This window comes from Streptomyces sp. SD31 (genome assembly GCF_052068475.1).
In the GTDB taxonomy this organism is placed as follows: domain Bacteria; phylum Actinomycetota; class Actinomycetes; order Streptomycetales; family Streptomycetaceae; genus Streptomyces.
In genome coordinates this window covers 517568-537769 of sequence record NZ_JBQHCX010000003.1, presented here as the reverse complement: position 1 = coordinate 537769, position 20202 = coordinate 517568, and the positions used below count along the sequence as shown (strand labels likewise).

General features: G+C 71.4%; 14 protein-coding genes. 11 read left to right on the top strand and 3 right to left on the bottom strand.

The genetic code is table 11. The annotated features are described in order from the left end of the window. Positions 1–30 precede the first annotated feature (30 nt). The 5 genes from ACTMVF_RS09830 (at position 31) to ACTMVF_RS09810 (ending at position 5519) form a co-directional block, all read left to right on the top strand. Positions 31–336, top strand: coding sequence for a hypothetical protein (locus tag ACTMVF_RS09830; protein ID WP_441270546.1), 306 nt, complete (start codon positions 31–33; stop codon positions 334–336). Positions 337–343: 7 nt separating this feature from the next. Next, positions 344–1159: a TlyA family RNA methyltransferase gene (locus ACTMVF_RS09825; protein ID WP_441270545.1), complete on the top strand. Its 816-nt coding sequence runs from the start codon at positions 344–346 to the stop codon at positions 1157–1159. After that, the gene (locus ACTMVF_RS09820) at positions 1156–2061 is read left to right on the top strand and encodes an NAD kinase (protein WP_403333659.1); all 906 of its coding nucleotides are present in this window, start codon (positions 1156–1158) and stop codon (positions 2059–2061) included. Before ACTMVF_RS09825 ends, ACTMVF_RS09820 begins: the two co-directional genes overlap by 4 nt. 211 nt (positions 2062–2272) lie before the next feature. Beyond that, positions 2273–3991: a DNA repair protein RecN gene (gene recN, locus ACTMVF_RS09815; protein ID WP_441270572.1), complete on the top strand. Its 1719-nt coding sequence runs from the start codon at positions 2273–2275 to the stop codon at positions 3989–3991. A 391-nt stretch (positions 3992–4382) separates the two neighbouring features. Next, positions 4383–5519, top strand: coding sequence for a glycosyltransferase family 4 protein (locus tag ACTMVF_RS09810; protein ID WP_441270544.1), 1137 nt, complete (start codon positions 4383–4385; stop codon positions 5517–5519). A 29-nt stretch (positions 5520–5548) separates the two neighbouring features. Here ACTMVF_RS09810 and ACTMVF_RS09805 read toward each other — a convergent pair whose 3' ends face one another. Continuing rightward, entirely contained in the window at positions 5549–7201 is a 1653-nt protein-coding gene (locus tag ACTMVF_RS09805) for a PucR family transcriptional regulator (protein WP_441270571.1), read from the bottom strand. Positions 7202–7452: 251 nt separating this feature from the next. Here ACTMVF_RS09805 and ACTMVF_RS09800 point away from each other — a divergent pair, with 251 nt between their 5' ends. Both ACTMVF_RS09800 and ACTMVF_RS09795 read left to right on the top strand, forming a co-directional pair. Further along, complete coding sequence (locus ACTMVF_RS09800; protein ID WP_441270543.1) at positions 7453–8958, top strand: APC family permease; 1506 nt, start codon at positions 7453–7455, stop codon at positions 8956–8958. Positions 8959–8968: 10 nt separating this feature from the next. Beyond that, positions 8969–9922, top strand: coding sequence for an LLM class F420-dependent oxidoreductase (locus ACTMVF_RS09795; protein WP_441270542.1), 954 nt, complete (start codon positions 8969–8971; stop codon positions 9920–9922). 15 nt (positions 9923–9937) lie between these two features. On the opposite strand, the gene ACTMVF_RS09790 is transcribed toward ACTMVF_RS09795, so the two are convergent. Beyond that, entirely contained in the window at positions 9938–11320 is a 1383-nt protein-coding gene (locus ACTMVF_RS09790; protein ID WP_441270541.1) for an FAD-binding oxidoreductase, read from the bottom strand. Positions 11321–11484: 164 nt separating this feature from the next. Continuing rightward, entirely contained in the window at positions 11485–13287 is a 1803-nt protein-coding gene (locus ACTMVF_RS09785) for a glycoside hydrolase family 15 protein (RefSeq protein WP_441270570.1), read from the bottom strand. Between the two features lie 496 nt (positions 13288–13783). Between ACTMVF_RS09785 and ACTMVF_RS09780 the strand changes: the two genes are divergently transcribed. The 4 genes from ACTMVF_RS09780 to ald all read left to right on the top strand — a co-directional run bounded on the left by ACTMVF_RS09780 (position 13784) and on the right by ald (position 19826). Beyond that, a complete protein-coding gene (locus ACTMVF_RS09780; protein ID WP_441270569.1) occupies positions 13784–15469 on the top strand; it encodes a CTP synthase in 1686 nt (561 codons plus the stop codon). An 81-nt stretch (positions 15470–15550) separates the two neighbouring features. Further along, the gene (locus ACTMVF_RS09775) at positions 15551–16177 is read left to right on the top strand and encodes an NUDIX domain-containing protein (protein ID WP_441270540.1); all 627 of its coding nucleotides are present in this window, start codon (positions 15551–15553) and stop codon (positions 16175–16177) included. A gap of 301 nt (positions 16178–16478) precedes the next feature. Beyond that, positions 16479–18566, top strand: coding sequence for a tetratricopeptide repeat protein (locus ACTMVF_RS09770; RefSeq protein ID WP_441270539.1), 2088 nt, complete (start codon positions 16479–16481; stop codon positions 18564–18566). A 144-nt stretch (positions 18567–18710) separates the two neighbouring features. Then, positions 18711–19826 carry an alanine dehydrogenase gene (gene ald, locus ACTMVF_RS09765; RefSeq protein WP_441270568.1) on the top strand — a complete coding sequence of 372 codons (1116 nt, stop codon included), beginning with the start codon at positions 18711–18713 and terminating at the stop codon, positions 19824–19826. Positions 19827–20202: the final 376 nt, after the last annotated feature.

Genomic DNA, 20202 nt, shown 5'->3' with positions numbered 1-20202 from the left:
TACCCCAGTGGTTCGGGGTAGCGTCTGGGCATGAGCGACATGGTTCCGGAGACGGAGATCCCGGCGGAGGAGGCCGAGGCGTCGGCCGGGCTCGCGGTCGAAGCCGAGTACGACCCCGCCGCCCCCGCCCCGCTGAACGTCCCCCGCACCCCCACCGGCAACGCCGACGTCGACGCCCAGCTGGAGCGGTTGGGCGATGCCGACCACCTCGCCACCGACGGGCACCTCGAGGTGTACGAGGATGTACACCGGGGGCTGCGTGACGCGCTCACCGCGCTCGACGCCCGCCCGGGCCCTCCGGCGCCCTCACCGTCGTACGGACAACACAGGAGCTGAACCGAACGTGGCAGGAGTCGCACGCCGTCGTCTCGACGCGGAGCTGGTCCGCCGGAAACTCGCGCGTTCACGCGAGCACGCCAGCCAGCTGATCGCCGCCGGGCGGGTCTCCGTCGGCAAGACCGTCGCGACCAAGCCGGCCACGCAGGTGGAGACCGCGGCGGCGATCGTCGTGTCGTCCGACGACAGCGATCCGGAGTACGTGTCGCGGGGCGGGCACAAGCTCGCGGGCGCGCTGGAGGCCTTCGTGCCCCAGGGGCTCGTGGTGGAAGGGCGGCGGGCGCTGGACGCCGGCGCGTCCACCGGCGGTTTCACCGATGTTCTGCTGCGGTCCGGGGCCGCCCATGTGGTCGCCGTCGACGTCGGGTACGGACAACTCGCCTGGACTCTCCGGAGTGATGAACGCGTGACCGTCAAAGACCGTACGAACGTACGCGAGTTGACGCTCGAAGCGATCGATGGGGAGCCAGTGGATCTTGTCGTGGGGGATCTGTCCTTCATCCCGCTCGGACTGGTGCTGCCCGCCCTGGTGCGGTGCGTGAAGCCGGACGCGGACCTGGTCATGATGGTCAAGCCGCAGTTCGAGGTGGGGAAGGAACGGCTGGGGAGCGGCGGGGTCGTCCGCAGCCCTCAGCTGCGGGCCGAGGCCGTGTGCGGCGTGGCCGAGAAGGCGTGGGAACTCGGCCTCGGGGTGAAGGGGGTCACGGCCAGTCCGTTGCCCGGTCCCTCCGGGAATGTCGAGTACTTTCTGTGGCTGCGTTCCGGGGCGCCCGCCCTGGACCCGGCCGACGTTGACCGTGCAGTTGCGGAGGGGCCGCGTTGACACAGAACCGAGCTCGTACTGTCTTCCTGCTCGCCCACACGGGGCGGCCCGCGGCCATTCGCAGCGCCGAGCTGGTGGTCAAGGGACTGCTGCGGTCGGGGATCGGTGTGCGGGTGCTGGAGTACGAGGCGGCCGACCTGCCGCTGCCGCCCGAGGTGCAGCTCGTCAAGGAGGCGACTCCGCAGTGCCTCGACGGCTGCGAGCTGCTGATAGTGCTGGGCGGTGACGGGACACTGCTGCGGGGCGCCGAGTTCGCGCGGGCGTCCGGGGTGCCGATGCTCGGTGTCAACCTCGGGCGCGTCGGGTTCCTCGCGGAGGCCGAGCGGGACGATCTCGACAAGGTTGTCGACCGGGTGGTGACGAAGGCGTACGAGGTCGAGGAACGGATGACCGTCGACGTCGTCGTGCATCAGAACGGCGACATCGTGCATACCGACTGGGCGCTGAACGAGGCGGCCGTGCAGAAGGCCGGTGCCGAGAAGCTGCTCGAGGTCGTGCTGGAGATCGATGGGCGGCCGGTGACGGGGTTCGGGTGCGACGGGATTGTGCTGTCCACGCCGACCGGGTCGACGGCGTATGCCTTCTCCGCGGGCGGGCCGGTGGTGTGGCCTGAGGTCGAGGCGCTGTTGATGGTGCCGATCTCGGCGCACGCGCTGTTCGCCAAGCCGCTGGTGACGTCGCCGGATTCGGTGCTGGCGGTGGAGGTTCTGCCGCATATCCCGCCGGGGGTGTTGTGGTGTGACGGGCGGCGGACTGTGGAGTTGCCGCCCGGGGCGCGGGTTGAGGTGCGGCGGGGGGCTGTGCCGGTGCGGCTGGCTCGGTTGCATCACGCGTCGTTCACTGATCGGTTGGTGGCGAAGTTTGCGTTGCCGGTGTCCGGGTGGCGGGGGGCACCTCACTAGCCATCTGTGGGGGGTGGTTGCGGATTCGCGGGCGGCCGCGGGGTGTATGTGGCTGGTCGCGCAGTTCCCCGCGCCCCTTAGCGGCATCCACTCCCCTGGGTGACAATGTGCTGCCGATACACATTCGTCACCTGCACCTTCACATCACGGACCCGGGGGCCGTCGCACTCCCCGCCCCCGACCTCGTAAGGTCGTGTCCGTGTTGGAGGAGATGCGGATACGGTCGCTCGGAGTCATCGACGACGCTGTCGTCGAGCTGTCGCCGGGGTTCACCGCTGTCACGGGTGAGACGGGTGCGGGCAAGACCATGGTGGTCACCAGCCTGGGGCTGTTGCTCGGTGGGCGGGCGGACCCGGCGCTCGTGCGGATCGGGGCCGAGAAGGCGGTCGTGGAGGGGCGGATCGCCGTGCCTTCGGGTGCGCCGGTCGTCGTACGGGTCGAGGAGGCCGGGGCCGAGCTCGACGACGGGGCGTTGCTGATCAGCCGTACCGTTTCCGCCGAGGGGCGGTCGCGGGCGCATCTCGGCGGGCGCAGTGTGCCCGTGGGGATGCTGGCCGAGCTCGCCGACGAGCTGGTGGCCGTGCATGGGCAGACCGATCAGCAGGGGTTGCTGAAGCTGGCCAGGCAGCGGCAGGCGCTCGACCGGTACGCGGGGGATTCCGTCGCTGTGCCGCTCGCCAAGTACACCGAGGCGTACCGGAGGCTGCGGGCCGTCTCCGTCGAGCTGGACGAGATCGTCACGCGCGCGCGTGAGCGGGCTCAGGAAGCCGACCTGCTGCGGTTCGGGCTCGACGAGATCGCGGGTGTCGAGCCGCGCGCCGGGGAGGACGTGGAGCTCGCCGAGGAGGCGGAGCGGCTGGGGCACGCGGAGGCGCTCTCGTCGGCCGCTACGGCCGCTCACGCCGCCCTCGCGGGCAACCCCGAGGATCCCGAGGGCATCGACGCGGCGACGCTCGTGGCCGGTGCGCAGCGGGCCCTGGACGCCGTGCGGGCGCACGATCCGGCGCTGGCCGCGCTGGCGGAGCGGATCGGAGAGATCGGGATCCTGCTGGGCGATGTCGCCGGGGAGTTGGCGGGCTACGCCGATGACCTGGACGCCGACCCCCTGCGGCTGGCGGCCGTCGAGGAGCGGCGGGCCGCGCTGAACGCGCTCACGCGGAAGTACGGCGAGAACGTCGCCTCCGTGCTCGCCTGGGCCGAGGAGAGCGCGACGCGGCTGACCGAGCTGGACGGCGACGACGAGCGGATCGGGGAGCTGACCGCCGAACGGGACGCGCTGCGGGCCGAGCTGGGCGGGCTGGCGCAGGCGTTGACCGATGCGCGGACGGACGCCGCCGAGCGGTTCGCCGCCGCGGTGACGGCGGAGCTGGCCTCGCTCGCGATGCCGCACGCGCGCGTGTCCTTCGACATCCGGCAGACCGAGGATCCGGAGGGCGTGGAGGTCGGCGGGCGTGCGGTCGCCTACGGTCCTTCGGGCGTGGACGAGGTCGAGCTGCTGCTCGCCCCGCATCCTGGAGCCCCGCCCCGGCCCATCGCCAAGGGCGCGTCCGGTGGTGAGCTCTCGCGCGTGATGCTCGCCGTCGAGGTCGTGTTCGCGGGGACCGATCCCGTGCCGACGTATCTCTTCGACGAGGTCGACGCCGGTGTCGGTGGCAAGGCGGCCGTGGAGATCGGGCGGCGGCTGGCCCGGCTGGCGAAGACCGCGCAGGTCGTCGTGGTGACCCACCTGCCGCAGGTCGCCGCCTTCGCCGACCGGCAGTTGCTCGTCGAGAAGACCAACGACGGGTCGGTCACCCGGTCCGGGGTGAAGGTCCTGGAGGGCGAGGAGCGGGTCCGGGAGCTGTCCCGGATGCTCGCCGGACAGGAGGACTCGGAGACCGCGCGGGCGCACGCGGAGGAGTTGCTGGCGACGGCTCGGGCGGACGTGTAGCGAGAGCAGGGGCGGAGCGGGCCGTGCGCCGTCGTGGCGCACGGCCGCGTCCAGGATCTGGGGGAACTCCTCCCTGGCGAGGCCCGGCCGCGGTCGGCGACGTCCGGGGTCTCGGTGCGATGGCCTTCGCGTCGGCCGCCGAGGCGTGCTCCGCGTGCGCATGTTCGGCCACACCCCCACCCCGCCTCACTCGTGAAGGTGACTCGGCCCGCCGCGTTGCCCGGCGTCCGCGCCGCCTTCGCCCTCACGCCGTTCCCGGAACACCCGTACGTCCTGGCATCCTTGGCGTAAACACGTCGTACGCGTAGGGATCCTCGCGGTACACCCCCTCCGCCCGATCCTTCTGTACTTTCTTCGTGACCGCCCGACCCGAACCAGGAGCCCCGGCCACGTGACCCCCGTGAGCAGCCACTCACCGCACGGCCAGTCGTCGCTGCGCACCGTGCAGGTGCTGGGCGGCGGCAACGCCGGCAGCAGCGCGCATGTGCGATCGCTGGCCTCGGGGCTGGTCGCGCGGGGCGTGCGGGTCACCGTGTGCGCCCCCGTCGAGGCCGATCACGCCTACGACTTCACCGGGGCCGGCGCCGAGCACGTACACGTGCCACGCAGCAGCGATCCCGCCTCCGTGGCCGCCCTGCGGGCCGCGTGCGCCGACGCCGACCTGGTGCACGCGCACGGGCTGCACGCCTCCTTCCGTGCTGTCCTCGCGCTCAGCGGGCGGCGTACTCCGCTCGTCGTCACCTGGCACGACCGGGCGCACGCCGAGGGGGCCCGCGCCCATCTCGTACGGCTGTTGGAGCGGCGGGTCGTCAAGGCCGCCTCCGTCGTGCTCGGGACCACCTCGGCGCTGGTGGACCGGGCCCGCCGCACCGGCGCGCGGGACGCCCGCCTCGCCGCCGTCGCGATGCCCGGACCGGGCCGTCCCTTGGAGCACGACGACCCCGACCGGCTGCGGCCCAAGGTCCGGGCCGAACTCGGGGCCACCGGGCGCCCGTTGCTGATCGCCGTCGGCTCGCTGGAGCGGCATCGCGGGTACGACGTGCTGCTGGACGCCTCGCGCGCGTGGCTGCGGCTCGATCCCGTGCCGTTGGTCGTGATCGCGGGGGAGGGGGCGCTGCGGGCCGAGCTGCAGCGCCGGATCGAGGACGAGGAGCTGCCCGTACGGCTCATCGGGCGGCGCGACGACGTCTCCGAGCTGCTCGCCGCCGCCGACATCGCGCTGCTGCCGAGCAGTTGGGAGTCACGGTCCGTCCTCGCCCAGGAGGCCCTTCACGCGCGCGTGCCGCTCGTCGCCACCGAGGTCGGCGGTGTGCCGGAGCTCGTCGGGGACGCGGCCGAACTCGTCCCGTACGGCGACCCGGAGGCGCTCGCCGACGCCGTCGTACGGCTGCTCGGTGATCCCGAGCGCCGCGAGCTGCTCAGGGAGCGGGGCATGCGGCAGGCGGCGACCTGGCCGACGGAGGACGAGACGGTCGCCCAAGTGCTCAGCGTGTACGACGAGTTGACGCAGCCGCAGCCCATGATCTAGACGCCGGGAGCGTCTACCCCGCGTGCCTTCTACCCCGCGTGCCTTCGCGCCCGCAGTGCCAGGCTCAACGCCAGTACCGTCTGCGGGTCGTCGAGGTCGGTGCCGAGCAACTCGCCGATGCGGGCGAGGCGGTTGTAGAGCGTCTGCCGGTTCAGGTGCAGCTCGCGGGCCGTCTCCGCCTTGCGGCCCGCGTGCGCCAGGTACGTCTCCAGGGTGGGCAGCAGGGGCGGGCGGGAGCGGTTGTCGTGGTCGCGGAGGGGGCCGATCGCGCGGTCCACGAAGGCCGCGAGGTCCGGGTGGTCGCGCAGCCGCCACAGCAGCAGGTCGATGTCCAGGCGCCGGGCGTCGTACCAGGGGCGGTCGGACAGGCCCTGCGCCGCCGTCGCCGTCTCCGCCGCGTGCCTCAGGCTCGCCGAGGCCGCCGCCCAGCCGCCCGCGACCCCGACGACCACGACCGGCGGCTGCGCGCCCGGCCGCTGGAACCCGGCCCGCTCGACACCCGCCCGCAGCGCCGCCGCGACCCGGTCCGCGACCGCCGACCGGTCCGACTCCGCGCGCAGGCCCAGCAGGAGGGGGACGCGGCCTTCGACCGGGCGTACGCCCAGCAGGACCGGAACTCCCACGGACGCCAGCTCCTCCCCGACCGCGCGCGCCAGCACCGCCCAGCCTCCGCCGGGGGAGAGCGCGTCCCCCAGCCGCATCACAATCGGCAGCAGCGGGCCTTCGCCCGGCTTGAAGCCCAGCACACGCGCCTGTGCCGGGGCGTCCCCGGCGGCGACACGGCCCTCCGCGAGGTCGGTCAGGAAGTCGCCGCGACCGCGTGCCGCCAACTCCTCCTCCTGGCGTGCCTGCATCAGCACCACGGCCAGGATGCCCGCGGCCCGCTCGGCGGCGATCCGGTGCACGGGTGCGAGCGGGCCCCGTACGGGCAGGAGCGCGAGACGGGCCCGGACCGAACCCGTGCCCGGTCCGCCCCCCGGCACATCCACCAGCACCGACCCGGCGGGCGGCGGCGTGTCCTTGTGCTGCCCCCGCAGCCCCTCCCACACCTGCAACGGATCCGCACCCTCGGGGCCGGCCCCGGCGGCGTACAGCAACCGGCCCTCCGTCGTCTCCAGGAAGACCGGGTTGCCGCTGAAGTCGGCCAGGATGCCGAGCACTTGGGGCACACCGCCGCCGCCGAGCAGTGCCTCCGTGCACCGGCGGTGCACCTCCTCCGCCCGTTGCAGCAGCGCGTAGTGGCCGTTGACGATCTCGGTGTGGATCTCCTCGGTGACCGTTACGAAAGCCACCTCGCGGTGCAGCTGGACGAGCGGCAGACCTGCCGTACGTGCCGTGTCGACCAGCGCGGTGGGCAGGCGAGTGAAGCGCGGTCCCAGCTCGATGACGAGGGCCGCGATGCCGCGCTCGGCGAGGGTGCGCACGAACGCGCGCTGGTCGGCCGGACGGGTGCCGAGGCCGTAGCCCGTGGTCAGCAGCAGCTCCCCGCCCTTCAGCAGGGAGGCGATGTGGGGCACCTCGCCCGCGTGCACCCAGCGCACGGTCCGACCCAGCCGGTCCGCGCCCGCGATGACCTCGGGGAGCCCGCTGCGCAGGCCGGGTAGCTCCAGCGCCCGCCGCACGGTGATCCCGGCGCCGTGGGTGCCGAAGCCGCTGTCCAAACCGCCCGCACCGCTGCCCATGCCGCCCGTACTGCCCGTACCGCTGTCCATGTGCCGGACGCTACCCGCGGTCATGCTTCCACGACATATCCGGACCGTTACGGAGACGATCATCGGCCGCCGACGCCCGACAAAGCGTCGCGCCCGGCCTCGAATTGCCCCACCCCCTGTCTGTTGTGGCCTGCGTCACTGCGCCGCCACACTGGCACATCCGAAGCGAAGTGCCCCTTCACCTTCGGATTTCGTTGTGAAAGCACGTCGAGAGGGACGGAATGACGGAAAAACCCGCGCGCGAGGTACACCGGCTCAAGGCGAATTCCGTGGGCCTGACGGGCGTCGTCTTCATGGCGGTCGCCACCGCCGCGCCGATCACCGCGATGACCGGCAACCTGCCCATCGCCGTCGGCTTCGGCAACGGCACGGGAGCGCCCGCCGGCTACCTCTTCGCGACGCTCGTGCTGACGGTGTTCTCCGTCGGATACGTCGCCATGGCCCGCCGTATCACCGCCGCCGGCGCCTTCTACGGCTACATCTCCCACGGGCTCGGCCGGATCACCGGCATGGCCTCCGGGATGCTCGCCGTGCTGGCGTACATCGTCTTCGAGGCGTCCATCGTCGGCGTCTTCTCGTACTTCGCGCAGACCACGGTCCACGACCAGCTCGGCGTCGACCTGCCCTGGATCCTGTACGCCGCCGCCATGCTGCTCGTCACCGCGGCCCTGGCGTACTTCGACATCAACCTCACCGCGAAGGCCCTCGGCGTGATGCTGGTCGCCGAGATCGCGGTGCTGTTCGTGGTCGCCACGGCCGTGCTCCTGAACGGCGGCGGCCCGGACGGCATCCCCATGGAGCCCATCAACCCCAAGAACGCCTTCACCGGAGCCTCCGCCGGTCTCGGCCTGTTCTTCGCCTTCTGGTCGTGGGTCGGCTTCGAGTCGACGGCGATGTACGGCGAGGAGTCCCGCGACCCCAAGCGCGTCATCCCGCGCGCGACGCTGATCTCGGTGATCGGCGTCGGGATCTTCTACATCTACGTGTCCTGGATGACCATCGCGGGCAACGGCCTCAAAGGCTCCGTGGAGATCTCCTCCGGCACCAGCCCGCTCGACCTGTTCTTCGACCCGGCGCACTCCTACCTCGGCGCCTGGGCGGTCGATGCCTTCCAGTGGCTGCTGATCACCGGGTCGTTCGCCTGCGGGATGGCCTTCCACCAGTGCGCGGCCCGCTATCTGTACGCCATCGGCCGCGAGGGCTTCCTGCACCCCGCGCTCGGCCGTACGCACCCCCGGCACGGGTCGCCGCACATCGCGTCCTTCGTGCAGTCGGTCATCGCGGTCGCGCTCGTCGGCGCCTTCTGGCTGACCGGGCAGGACCCGTACATCCACCTGTACACACTGCTGGCGATCCTCGGCACGATGGCGATCCTCATCGTGCAGACCCTGTGCTCCTTCGCGGTCATCGGTTACTTCCGCAGAAACCACCCCGAGGACCGCCACTGGTTCCGCACGCTCACCGCACCGCTGCTCGGCGGCATCGGCATGATCGCGGTCGTGGGGCTGCTGGTGACCAACCTGGACACCGCGGCCGGTACGGCGGCCGACTCGCTGTTCTTCAAGGCCATCCCGTGGATCGTGGGGCTGGTCTTCTTCGGTGGTCTCGGGCTCGGCTGGTATCTGAAGCTCCGACGGCCGGAGCGGTACGACATCATCGGCCGGATCGTGCTGGAGGACTCGGCCGAGCGCACCGAAACCCCGGTTGAGGTGCCCTCGGCGGGGTAGCGGCGCCTGCATGGACTTCAGCGTGGTTGCCGTGGCACGGGAGGACGACAGTCCGGTCGAGGAGCCGTTGCGGGTGGCGGTGGCCGCCGATCGGCTCGGGTACCGGGAGGTGTGGGCGGGGGAGGGGCCGACCTGGGACTCCTTCGTCCTCGCCGCGGCCATCGGGCGGGCCACCGAGCGGGTCGCGCTGACGGCCGGTCCCGTGGCGGTGTCGGTGCGCGAGCCGTTCGGCATCGCGCGGGGTGCCGCCTCGGTCGCCGCCGTCACCGGGCGGGCGGTCGGGGTGGCGCTGGGGACGTCCAGCAAGCGGGTGGTCGAGGGCGTGCACGGGGTGCCGCGGGTGCGGCCCGCGGCGGCGATGGAGGCCTCGGCGGCGGCCCTGCGCGTCCTTCTGCACGGCAGGCCCGGTGAGCCGATCGTCCCCGGCAGCGCCTTCCCGCGCCGCCTCCTGCCCCCCGGCGGCCCGCTCACCGTGGCGGCGTTCGGCGACCGCGCGATCGCCACGGCGGCGGCGCACTCCGACCGCATGCTGCTCGACCTCGTCTCGCCGGAACAGGTCCGCGTGCTGCGGGCCAAACTCCAGGCGGCCGCCGAGCGCGCGGGCCGTACGTCGCCGCCGACCCTGGCCGCCTGGCTGCCGGCCGCCGTCGATCCGGACCCGGAGTCCCTCGCGCAGGTCCTGCGGAGCATCGCCGGGTATCTGACGGTGCCGGGCTACAGCGACATGTTCGAGGCAGCAGGGTTCGGGGAGGCCGTCGAGCTGGCCCGGACCGGTGCCGACCCCGCCACGCTGGTGCGGGCACTGCCCGCCGCGGCCGCGGACATGGTCGGTCTCGTGGGCGACTCGGACGCCGTACGCGCGCGTGCCGAGGAGTACGCCGAGGCAGGCCTCGACGAGATCGCCCTCGTCCCGGCGACGGCGGGTGATCCGGGCGGGGAGCGGACGCTGACGGCATTCAAGTAAGCCTGGTGACCGTGTTCAGGCCGGCCTGATGTTGTGGTTGAACCGGAAGACGTTGTCCGGGTCCCACCGGCGCTTCAGCTCCGCCAGCCGCCGGGTGTTCTGGGCGCCCAGACCGGCCACCACACGTTCCGCGCCCTCGTCGCCGATGAAGTTCAGGTACACCGCACCGGTGCTCCACGGCCGCACGTCCTCGCGGACGTCGCGGACCCACCGTCTGCACCGCTCGTCGTCCGCGGGGTCCTGCCACATGCCGTAGGGGTGCACCGCCCAGGGCGCGTCCCGGTAGGGCACCGGGTACTCGTGCGGTCCTGCGGCGATCGCGCCGCCCTGCGGGAGCAGGGCGTGCTGGGTGCCGGTCGGCACGGGCATGGACCGTCCGGCCGCGCAGTAGACGTCGACGAAGTCGTCCGGCGCGCCCGTCAGATACTCCGCCGACCAGTAGTGCCGCATGCCGGGCGGGTCGTCGATCATGCACTGCACGTCGGCGTACGGCATCGGGCCGACGATCTCCGCCTCGTGCGGCAGCGCCAGCAGCGGTTCGACGTACTTGCGCATGTCCTGCTCGGCACCGGCGTACGTCAGGAGCACACCGCACACCAGCGAGCCGATCAGGGGCGGCGGTACGAAGTCCTCGGGCGGGCCGGTGAAGTGCAGGACGCCGCCGCCCACCTCGTCGGGGCCGGACTCGATCACGTCGCGGAAGGTGCGGACGGCTTCGGGTGCGAACTCCGGCCGGTACAGCAGCAGCGCGATGGCGAACTCGGGCAGCTCGTACAGCTTCAGCGTGATCGCGGTGGCGATGCCGAAGTTGCCGCCGCCGCCGTGCAGCGCCCAGAACAGGTCCGGGTTCTCGTCCGCGTTGGCGTGGACCCGGCCGCCGTCGGCGGTGACGAGTTCCACACCGAGCAGATTGTCCACGGCCAGCCCGCACCAGCGGTCCAGCCAGCCGGTGCCGCCGCCCAGGACGAAGCCGCCGACGCCGGTGGTCGACGCCCGGCCGCCGGTCGTGGCGAGGCCGTACAGCTGGGTGGCGCGGTCCAGGTCGCTCATCGTGGCTCCGCCCGCGACCCGTACCGCCTCGGCCCCCGGGTGCACGGTGACCGCGCGCATATGGCGCAGGTCGACGACGAGGCCGTTGTCGTTCAGCGCCATGCCCGCGACGCTGTGCCCGCCGCCGCGCACCGCGATGTTGAGGTCCAGCTCCCGGCCGAACCGCACGGCCCGCACGACGTCGTCCTCGTCCACGCACTGCGCGATCACCGCGGGCCGTCGGTCGATCATGGTGTTGAAGACGACCCGGGCGTCGTCGTAGCCGAAGTCCCCCGGCGCGAACACGTCACCGGCGAGATCCTCACGCAGCGCGGCGAGGGCCGCGCCCGCCTTGGAGTGGGTAGCCATGGCCGCCCCCTTCCAAAAGGGGCAAATGGGATGCTCTCAGCCTAGGTGGAAGTGCCCCGAAGGGCGCGGGGCCATGTCCGTGTGCGGCTCCGCCGCGTGGGCGCGACCAGTCACGGCGAGGCCGCAGAGGACCGACGGCCTCCACGGCTTTCCCAGCGGAGCGTCTAGCCGCCGTACGCCCCGGACGCCGTCAGCCGCAGGGCGGTGTCGATCAGCGGGACGTGGCTGAAGGCCTGCGGGAAGTTGCCGACCTGGCGCTGCAGGCGCGGGTCCCACTCCTCGGCCAGCAGACCGAGGTCGTTGCGCAGCGACAGCAGCTTCTCGAACAGCTTGCGGGCCTCGTCGACACGGCCGATCATCGCCAGGTCGTCCGCCATCCAGAACGAGCAGGCGAGGAAGGCGCCCTCGTCACCGGGGAGGCCGTCGACGCCCTCGTCCTCGCCCTGCGTCGGGTAGCGCAGGATGAAGCCGTCCGGCGTGGACAGCTCGCGCTGGATCGCCTCGATGGTGCCGATGACACGCTTGTCGTCCGGCGGCAGGAAGCCCATCTGCGGGATCAGCAGCAGGGAGGCGTCCAGCTCCTTCGAGCCGTACGACTGGGTGAAGGTGTTGCGCTCCTTGTCGTAACCCTTCTCACACACGTCCCGGTGGATGTCGTCGCGCAGCTCGCGCCACCGCTCCAGCGGGCCGTCGGCGTCGCCGGACTCGATGAGCTTGATCGTGCGGTCGACGGCGACCCAGGCCATCACCTTGGAGTGCACGAAGTGCCGGCGTGGGCCGCGCACCTCCCAGATGCCCTCGTCCGGCTGGTCCCAGTGGTCCTCGAGGTAGCGGATCAGCTTGAGCTGGAGCAGCGAGGCGTAGTCGCTGCGGGCCAGGCCGGTCATGTGCGCCAGGTGCAGGGCCTCGGTGACCTCGCCGTACACATCCAGCTGGAGCTGGTGCGCGGCGCCGTTGCCGACCCGGACCGGGGCGGAGTTCTCGTAGCCGGGCAGCCAGTCCAGCTCGGCCTCGCCGAGCTCGCGCTCGCCCGCGATGCCGTACATGATCTGCAGGTTCTCCGGGTCGCCCGCGACTGCCCTGAGCAGCCACTCGCGCCAGGCACGGGCCTCCTCGCGGTAGCCGGTGCGCAGCAGCGAGGACAGGGTGATCGCCGCGTCGCGCAGCCAGGTGTAGCGGTAGTCCCAGTTGCGGACGCCGCCGATCTCCTCCGGCAGGGAGGTCGTCGGCGCGGCGACGATGCCGCCGGTCGGGGCGTACGTCAGCGCCTTCAGCGTGATCAGCGAGCGGATCACCGCCTCGCGGTACGGCCCGTGGTACGTGCAGTGCTCGACCCACTCCCGCCAGAAGTCCTCCGTCGCCTCCAGCGACTGCTCCGGCTCCGGCAGCGGCGGCGGCTCCTTGTGCGAGGCCTGCCAGGAGATCGTGAACGCGAAGCGGTCGCCCGGCCCGACCGTGAAGTCGGAGTACGTCGTCAGCGACTTGCCGTACGTCTCGCGATCTGTGTCGAACCACACAGAGTCGGGGCCCGCGACGGCCACCGTGCGCCCTTCGTGCTTGTGCACCCACGGCACGATGCGGCCGTACGAGAAACGCATCCTGAGTGCCGAGCGCATCGGCACCCGGCCCGAGACGCCCTCCACGATCCGGATCAGCTGGGGTGCGCCGTCACGCGGGGGCATGAAGTCGATCACCCGGACCGTGCCGCGCGGCGTGTCCCACTCGGACTCCAGGATCAGGGAGTCGCCGCGGTAGCTGCGCCGGGCCGCGGTGGGCGGTTCGGCGTCGGAGGCGTGCGCGGGGCCGAGCCGCCAGAAACCGTGCTCCTCGGTGCCCAGCAGGCCGGCGAAGATGGCATGCGAGTCGAAGCGGGGCAGGCACAGCCAGTCCACTGTGCCGTCCCGGCCGACCAGCGCGGCGGTCTGCATGTCTCCGATGAGTGCGTAGTCTTCGATGCGCCCGGCCACGTGCAACTCCAGTCGAACGGCCACGTCACCCCCTTCTGGCAAGGGGGCTCTCGCTAGTGCGGTCAAGGGGTGGGTTTTGTAATGCGTCGTTGAGCGGTGAAGCAAAGCAGTCGTCTCGGCCGTGAGGCAAACGACCGTCTCTTCTCAACAATCTCTGCTCAACGAACTGACGAGCTCTCGTTGTTCCGGGTGTGACGGGCGGGGGTGGTGCCGTGTTTGCCGGCCGGGCTCGGCAGCGAATGTCCGAGCAGGATACGACGCACGTAGATGATCTGCGTGCCGCTCCGGGCAACCCGGGTCGGCCGAACGGGTGAGCAACGGGTGACCGATGAGTGGAAGGCCGGTGAAGCGTGCGGATCTGTGCAGGCTCGTGTGCGGAGCGTGGCCGGAAGCCGGCGGTCTCCGTCGCTGATACCCTGGTAGCCCGTGGACCGGTGGGCGTGAAGACCCCCGAACCGCACTTCAAGATCGCGACCACGGGAGCCCCCTCTTGGCCATGCCGCCCGCTGCTTTTCGAAACAGCACCACGACGACCAAGCACATCTTCGTCACCGGGGGTGTCGCCTCCTCGCTCGGCAAGGGCCTGACGGCCTCCAGCCTCGGCATGCTGCTCAAGGCGCGGGGTCTGCGCGTCGTGATGCAGAAGCTGGACCCGTACCTCAATGTCGACCCTGGCACGATGAACCCCTTCCAGCACGGTGAGGTGTTCGTCACCAACGACGGCGCCGAGACCGACCTGGACATCGGCCACTACGAGCGCTTCCTCGACCGTGACCTGGACGGCTCGGCGAACGTCACCACCGGCCAGGTGTACAACACCGTGATCGCCAAGGAGCGGCGCGGCGAGTACCTGGGCGACACCGTGCAGGTCATCCCGCACATCACCAACGAGATCAAGCACCGCATCCGCCGCATGGCGACGGACGAGGTCGACGTGGTGATCACGGAGGTCGGCGGCACGGTCGGCGACATCGAGTCGCTGCCGTTCCTGGAGACCGTCCGCCAGGTCCGTCACGAGGTCGGTCGTGACAACGTCTTCGTCGTCCACATCTCGCTCCTGCCGTACATCGGCCCCTCGGGAGAGCTGAAGACGAAGCCGACCCAGCACTCGGTTGCGGCGCTGCGCAACATCGGTATTCAGCCAGACGCCATCGTGCTGCGCTGCGACCGTGAGGTGCCGACCGCGATCAAGCGGAAGATCAGCCTGATGTGCGACGTCGACGAGGCGGCCGTGGTCGCCTGCCCCGACGCCCGCTCCATCTACGACATCCCGAAGACCGTGCACGGCGAGGGCCTGGACGCCTACGTCGTCCGCAAGCTGGACCTGCCGTTCCGCGACGTGGACTGGACGACCTGGGACGACCTGCTGGACCGCGTCCACAACCCCGACCACGAGATCACCCTCGCCCTGGTCGGCAAGTACATCGACCTGCCCGACGCCTACCTCTCGGTCACCGAGGCGCTGCGCGCGGGCGGCTTCGCCAACAAGGCCCGCGTCAAGATCAAGTGGGTCACCTCGGACGACTGCAAGACCCCGGCCGGCGCCAAGCAGCAGCTCGCCGACGTCGACGGCATCTGCATTCCGGGCGGCTTCGGCGACCGCGGTGTGCTCGGCAAGGTCGGCGCGATCAAGTTCGCCCGCGAGAACAAGATCCCGCTGCTGGGCCTGTGTCTCGGCCTGCAGTGCATCGTGATCGAGGCGGCCCGCAACCTCGCCGACATCGGGGACGCGAACTCCACCGAGTTCGACCCGGCCACCTCCCACCCGGTCATCTCCACCATGGCCGAGCAGCTGGACATCGTCGCCGGTGAGGGCGACATGGGCGGCACGATGCGCCTCGGCATGTACCCGGCCAAGCTGGCCGAGGGCTCGATCGTGCGCGAGGTGTACGACGGCAAGGAGTACGTCGAGGAGCGGCACCGTCACCGGTACGAGGTGAACAACTCCTACCGGGCGGAGCTGGAGAAGAAGGCCGGCATCCTGTTCTCCGGCACGTCGCCCGACGGCAAGCTCGTCGAGTACGTGGAGTACCCGCGCGAGGTCCACCCCTACCTGGTGGCCACGCAGGCCCACCCCGAGCTGCGCTCGCGCCCGACGCGCCCGCACCCGCTCTTCGCCGGGCTGGTCAAGGCAGCCGTCGAGCGTCAGCAGGGCGAGGGCGCCGGCAAGAATTCGAAGTAACACGAGAGTTGTACGGTGGCCGGGGTGCAAACCTTCAAAGGTGCGCACCCCGGTTTTCCTTGTGCACGTGGAAGGGCAGGCATGACGATCAAGGACATCCCGCAGGAGTGGGAGATCCGGGCCACGGACACCCCCTTCGTGGGCAACAAGACCTCCGTCCGCACGGACGACGTGGTCATGCCCGACGGCTCGGTGGTACGCCGCGACTACCAGGTCCACCCCGGCTCGGTGGCCGTCCTCGCCCTCGACGACGAGGACCGCGTCCTGCTCATCAAGCAGTACCGCCACCCGGTGCGGCAGAAGCTGTGGGAGATCCCGGCCGGCCTGCTCGACGTACCCGGCGAGAACCCGCTGCACGCCGCCCAGCGCGAGCTGTACGAGGAGGCCCACGTCAAGGCCGAGGACTGGCGGGTGCTGACCGACGTCTACACCACGCCCGGCGGCTGCGACGAGGCCGTACGGATCTTCCTCGCCCGCAATCTGTCCGAGGCCGACGGGGAGCGCTTCGAGGTGGAGGACGAGGAGGCCGACATGGAGCACGCGCGCGTGCCGGTCGACGAACTCGTCCGGGCGGTGCTCGCGGGTGAGCTGCACAACAACTGCCTCGTCGTGGGCGCGCTGTCGCTGGTCGCCGCGAGGGCCTCCGGCGGGCTCGACGGGTTGCGGTCGGCGGATGCGGAGTGGCCGGCGCGGCCGTTCGAGGCGTGAGCGCTCCGCTGGGAGGGCCGGGCGGATGCGCCGTAGGGGTGCGGTGATCTGCGGGCTGCGGCTTCGTTGCGGCTGGTCGCGCCCACGCGGCGGAGCCGCATATCGGCAGAGCCCCGCGCCCCTTGAGGGGCGCGGTCCTCACGCTCGTTTGATGGTGCCGGTCCTACGATCTGCTGATCCGGTCGGGGGATGTGTCCGCCGTGCTGCTCAGGGATCGTCGCGGAGCGTGAACTAGGCTCTGGAGACGCCCTGGCCGGATTCCCGGCGGGCTTGCGCGTGTGGTGGGACGGGAGCGTGGCCCGTGACGGATCAGGCGGTGGACACAGGCGGCGTGCGGGCGTCGGCACAGGCTTCCCGTCCGCGCCAATTCCTGGGCCGCACACGCGAGTTGAAGGAGCTCCGCGCCGACATCGAGCGTGCGGGCCTGGACACCCTCTCCGGGCGCAAGGCACCACGCGCGCGCGTGCTGCTCATCGCCGGCCGCCCCGGCTCGGGCCGTACCGCGCTCGCCGAGGAACTGGTACGGCAGGTGGCGGACCGTTACGCCGACGGCGTGCTGCGCGCCCGCCTGAGCGAGCCCGACGGCACCCCCGTCCCCATCGAGCGCACCGCCCGTGAACTGCTCACCGCCCTGGACCGGCCGACCCCGCCCGGCGCCGCCGAGGACGACCTCACGGCGGCCCTGCGCGAAGCGCTGGCGGAGCGCCGGGTCCTGCTCCTGCTCGACGACGCGGCCGAGGCGGAGCAGGTCGACGCCCTGCTGCCGGACGCCTCGCAGTGCCTGGTCGTGGCCGTCTCCCACGGTCCGCTGACCGGAATCCCGGGCGTGCGGCCCTGCACGCTGGGCGGCCTGGACACCAAGTCGGCGGTGGAGCTGCTGTCCCGGCAGGCCGGCTCGGTCCGCATCACCGTCGACCCGCGGGCCGCCGAGGACCTCGTCGAGGTCCTGCAGGGGCAGCCGGCCGCGCTGCTGCTGGCGGGTGGCTGGCTCGCCGCCCGCCCCAAGGTGGCCGTCGCCGACCTCGCCAAGCAGGTGCACGCCGAGGGCGAGGAGGGCACACCGCTCAGCCGGGTCTTCCGGCTCGTCTACGCGTCCCTCCCGGGCCCTGCCGCCCGGATACTGCGGCTGCTCTCCCTCGCGCCGGGCGGCCTGGTCGACCCGCACACCGCCTCCGCCCTGGCCGGCTGCTCGGTCGACGGCGCCTGCGCCACCCTGGACGACTTCGTCGCCCTCGGCCTGCTGCACGCCGTCGACTCGCCGCTGCCGCAGTACGTGGTCCCGGCCTGCCTGCACCCCCTCCTCACAGCCCGCACCGAGACCCAGGACCGCCCCGGCGAGATCCAGCTGGCGCGCGCCCGCATGCTGGAGCGGACCGTACGGCTGCTGCAGTCCTGCCGGGCGATCACCGAGACCGACGACCCCGAGGCCCGGCAGAAGCTCCTCGACACGCCCCGGGCCCTGCGCTTCCCCAACCCCCGGGCGGCCGCGGACTGGATCGAGATCCGCAGGCCCGCCCTGCTGGCCTCGGCCCGCGCCGCGGTCGCCGACGGGGAGCTGGACACCTTGGCCCGGCGTCTGATGTCCCAGCTGGTCAGAGCCATGGTCGCGCACTTCGGCACACAGGCCGCCGCCGGTGACCTGTACGGCATCCACCGCCTGGTCCTCGACGTGGCCGAGCGCCGGAACCTGCCCCGCGAGAAGGCCGCGGCCCTGCTGAACCTCGGCGACCTCGACGCCCGGACGGGGCGGACGAAGGCGGCACTGGTGAGCTATCGGGCCGCGCTGGACGCCGGACGGGAGGCGAACGACCCGTATGCAACCGGTCGCGCGATGGAATCCGTAGGCGGCGCCCACCTGGAGCTCGGGGACTACGACCGGGCCGCCGACTGGTTCGGCCGGGCGCTGGCCCAGCGGCTGGCCCGGGGCGAGCGCGCCGACGCCGCCCGGCTGTACGGCCGTATCGGCGCCGCCCACACCTTCGCGGGCCGGTACGGCGAGGCGCTGCGCAACTGGCGGGCCGCGATCGCCGGGCACCGCAAGAACGGCGATGTCGCGGGCCAGGCGCGGGCGTTGAGCGAGCTGGCGCGGGTCCAGGAGTACGCGGGGCGGCCCGAGGAATCGCTGCGCACCTGCCGGGAGGCGGTGGAGTTGGCGCGGCGCGCCGAGGACACGCGGTTGCAGGCGGCGCTGTTCCTGCGGCTCGCCGACACCCTGGAGCATCTGGGCGATCCCGCGGCGGCGCAGCTGCACCGGGGCGCCGCCCAGCGGATGCTGGGGGAGGAGCCTCAGGAGTCCGATGCGGCCGAGCCTGAGCCCCGGCAAGACGCTTTCGAGCCGGAACACGACGCTAACGCCTGCGAAATCCGCAGTACATCCGCTGAAGATTGATGCAATGAAAGGCTAGACAGCGAGAACGCCTTCATTAGACTGGCTCTGCCGCACCTTCTCCTGCGGTGTCTCCCGGTGTGCCCTGCATGCCTGGGTATGTCTTGTAATGCCCCCACACCCTCTGAGCCAAGGACCGTGATCGACGTGAAGGTCGGCATCCCCCGCGAGGTCAAGAACAACGAGTTCCGGGTGGCCATCACCCCCGCCGGCGTGCATGAGCTGGTGCGCCACGGCCACCAGGTCGTCATCGAGCAGGACGCCGGTGTCGGCTCGTCGATCCCGGACAGCGAGTACATCGCCGCAGGCGCCCGGATCCTGCCGACCGCCGACGAGGTCTGGGCCACCGCCGACCTGCTGCTGAAGGTCAAGGAGCCCATCGCCGAGGAGTACCACCGCCTCCGCAAGGACCAGACGCTCTTCACCTACCTGCACCTGGCCGCCTCCAAGGAGTGCACGGACGCGCTCATCGAGTCCGGCACCACGGCGATCGCCTACGAGACCGTCGAGCTGCCCAGCCGCGCGCTCCCGCTGCTCGCTCCCATGTCCGAGGTCGCGGGCCGCCTCGCCCCGCAGGTCGGCGCCTACCACCTGATGCGCTCGGCCGGCGGCCGTGGCGTGCTCCCCGGTGGCGTCCCCGGCACCCAGCCCGCCAAGGCCGTGGTCATCGGCGGCGGCGTCTCCGGCTGGAACGCGACGCAGATCGCCGTCGGCATGGGCTTCCACGTCACGCTGCTCGACCGCGACATCAACAAGCTGCGCGAGGCGGACAAGGTCTTCGGCACCAAGGTGCGGGCGATCATGTCCAACGCCTTCGAGCTGGAGAAGGCCGTCCTGGAGGCCGACCTCGTCATCGGCGCCGTCCTGATCCCGGGCGCCAAGGCCCCGAAGCTGGTCACCAACGAGCTGGTCTCCCGGATGAAGCCGGGAAGTGTCCTTGTCGACATCGCGATCGACCAGGGCGGCTGCTTCGAGGACTCCCGCCCGACGACGCACGCCGAGCCGACCTTCCGGGTCCACGACTCGGTCTTCTACTGCGTCGCCAACATGCCCGGCGCGGTGCCCAACACCTCCACCTACGCACTGACCAACGCCACGCTGCCGTACATCGTCGAACTGGCCAACCGCGGCTGGGTGGAGGCCCTGCGTCGCGACCCCGCGCTGGCCAAGGGCCTCAACACGCATGACGGCAAGGTGGTTTACCGGGAGGTCGCGGAGGCGCACGACCTGGAGCACGTGGAGCTCGAAACGCTGCTCGGCTGAGCCGATCGGTTAAGTCACTTTCTGGTAAAGGCGATACGTCAACACGAGTCGTCAACCGAACGCACCCGGCCGGACCTTGCCCGAAAAGGTCCGGCCGGATGTGTGTATGGTCACTTTGCGACTCTCGGTCAACTCGCCTCGAACGCAACCCTTCGACCGATTCGTACACCGGTGAAACCTGCCGTGCGACGGCCGTACGCCCTTGACAGCGAGATGTTTCATTGTCGACACATCTGCCCGGTCCGGCGGATTGTGTTGCTGCGAACCGCCGACACGCCATAGAGTCGCCAACCGTCGGCATGGTGCCACGCTGACCTGTCTAGAAGTTTCCTGGTCCCCAAGGAGGTAAGACGACTTGTGAATGAGTCGACATTTT